The sequence below is a fragment of the Bordetella petrii genome (genome assembly GCF_020991325.1).
Lineage (GTDB): Bacteria > Pseudomonadota > Gammaproteobacteria > Burkholderiales > Burkholderiaceae_B > Bordetella_A > Bordetella_A petrii_E.
Genome location: NZ_JAJMLX010000441.1, coordinates 1 through 2,243 on the forward strand (window position 1 = coordinate 1; position 2,243 = coordinate 2,243).

General features: G+C 66.1%; 2 protein-coding genes and 2 pseudogenes. 1 reads left to right on the top strand and 3 read right to left on the bottom strand.

Going from position 1 to position 2,243, the window contains the following annotated elements:
* Positions 1-261, top strand: a pseudogene (locus LPZ50_RS24255) (hypothetical protein); the annotation flags it as partial.
* A gap of 39 nt (positions 262-300) precedes the next feature.
* On the opposite strand, the pseudogene LPZ50_RS24260 reads toward LPZ50_RS24255, so the two are convergent.
* The 3 genes and pseudogenes from LPZ50_RS24260 to LPZ50_RS24270 form a co-directional block, all read right to left on the bottom strand.
* Positions 301-645: pseudogene (locus tag LPZ50_RS24260) on the bottom strand (sugar transferase); the annotation flags it as partial.
* Positions 645-1,136 carry a copper chaperone PCu(A)C gene (locus tag LPZ50_RS24265; RefSeq protein ID WP_230665401.1) on the bottom strand — a complete coding sequence of 164 codons (492 nt, stop codon included), beginning with the start codon at positions 1,134-1,136 and terminating at the stop codon, positions 645-647. The pseudogene LPZ50_RS24260 and the gene LPZ50_RS24265, both read right to left, overlap by 1 nt.
* 46 nt (positions 1,137-1,182) lie before the next feature.
* On the bottom strand, positions 1,183-1,782 hold the full coding sequence (locus LPZ50_RS24270; protein ID WP_230665403.1) for an SCO family protein: 600 nt from the start codon (positions 1,780-1,782) through the stop codon (positions 1,183-1,185).
* Positions 1,783-2,243 lie beyond the last annotated feature (461 nt).

Consider the following 2,243-nt stretch of genomic DNA (forward strand, 5'->3'; position numbering starts at 1 on the left):
GACGGGGCGTCGAACGGTCTGACGGCGCCGAACGGTCCGTCGCAGCAGCGGGTGATCCGCCAGGCGCTGGTGAGTGCCGGTCTGACCGCGGCGGACGTCGACGTGGTGGAGGGGCACGGTACCGGGACGCCGTTGGGTGACCCGATCGAGGCGCAGGCGTTGCTGGCGACGTACGGTCAGGAGCGGCAGGAGCCGTTGTGGCTGGGTTCGGTGAAGTCGAACCTCGGTCATACGCAGGCGGCGGCGGGTGTGGCCTTCGTAGGCCGCGACTTCGGTGAACAACGGCGGGCGCGGGCCGACCACTGACATTTCCCCGCGCAGCACGTTGAGGAACTGCGGCAGCTCGTCCAGCGAGTGCTTGCGCAGCCAGTGCCCGCACCGGGTGATCCGCGGGTCGTCTTTCAGCTTGAACAGCGGCCCGGCCCCGTCGTTGCGTTCGCGCAGCGCGGCCAGCTTCGCCTCGGCGTCCGGGACCATGGTGCGGAACTTGAACATCTTGAAGGACCGCCCGTCCTGGCCGGCGCGTTCCTGCAGGAAGAACACCTTTCCGGGTCCTTCCAGCTTGATCACCGCGGCAATCGCCAGGAAGACCGGGGCCAGGGCCAGCAGCGCGGCGCAAACAGCAAAGAGCGCCAGGGTTTTCATCAGCGGGCTCCTTGTTGATGGCTCGGCATGCCATGGCCGGCATGGGGTTGCGGCGCGCCGCCGGCCAGGGGCTGTATCGGGGCATGCACCTGCACCGTCTGGCGCTTGCCGCCCACGTCGAACACCAGCGATATCGCCACCTGCTTGCCGGCCTGGGCCTGGTGTTTCAAGTCCAGCAGCATCAGGTGATAGCCGCCGGGCTTCAGCGCCACGTCCTGGCCGGCCGGCAGGTCCAGCCCGTTTATCTGCCGCATTCTCATGACGTCGCCCTGCATGGCCATCTCATGGATTTCCGTGGTGGCGGCGATGTCGGATTGCGCCGAAACCAGGCGCGCCGGCGTGGGCGAGCGCAAGGTCATGAAGGCGCCGGTGGCATGCTGCCCGGGCACGGTGGCGCGTACCCAGGCGTTGTCCACGGTGACTTGCGCGCCGGCGGCGGTGGCGGCCAGCGATAGGCCCATGGCCAGGGCGATTCGGTGTATGGCTTTCATCAGTGTTCTCTTCAAAAGGATCTGCGAACGCAGGGACATGGGCGCGCTAGCCGCGCCGGCCCATGATCTGCCCGATGTCGTGCAGGTAGTCGTCGATGGGCTGGTTGTGGCGCAAGGCCACCCGCAGCGTGCCCTGGGCGTCGTATACGTAGCTGAGGGCGGTGTGGTCCATGGTGTAGGAAGAGCCCGTCGGGATCTTGCTGTAATACACCTTGTATTCCCTGGCGACGGCCTTGGTCTGTTCGGGCGAGCCGTACAGGCCGATGAAGCCGGGGTCGAAGGCCGTGACGTAGGCGGAAAGCACATCGGGGGTGTCGCGTTCCGGGTCTACGGTAATGAACAGCACCTGCAGGTTCTGGCCTTGTTCGCCCAGCTTCTGCCTGATTTCCACGGCGCGTATCAGCGCCGTGGGGCAGACGTCGGGGCATTGGGTAAAGCCGAAGAACACCATCACCACCTTGCCCTTGAAATCTTCCAGGGTGTGGCCGCGGCCGTCGGTGCCCTGCAGCGTGAAGCCCTTGCCAAAATCGGCGCCGGCCAAACTCATGCCGCGCAGGTCCTGCGCGGTGTCCTGGTCCGAGCAGCCGGCCAGGATGCCGAGCCCGCCCAGGGCGGCCGCGGCGATAAACGTGCGTCTGTGTAGCATTTGTCGTCCTTATCCATGATGCGCTCGCAGTGCCGTACCGGCCCGGCGCCAAGAGGCCGGCATGAGACGGCCGTGCGCGCTGCGCGGCGGCCATGGCCCACGGTCAGTACGGACGTGAAAAAACCTCGCGTAACGATCCCGCCATGGGCTTGCCGCTATTGGCAAGCCGGCCGGGATGATCAGGCGAGGCGCGCGGGAGGGGCCCTGGAGCCCAGCGGAGGGCCTTGCGGGGGCAGCGGCCGCATCATAGGCACCCTGGATTTCTATCGCAAGTCCAGCCGCGAAAGCGCGCCCATGTATAAAAAGCTGAACAGCCGCGCCCCCCAAGAAAGCGTTGTCGGCGCAAGCAGGCAGCGGAATTCCACGCAACGCGATTCGATCAGCCTGGCGCACGTTTTCACGCCGCGAAACAACGCGTTGATGGATACGATGGAAAGCAAGATCTTCTATCAGCAAACGCG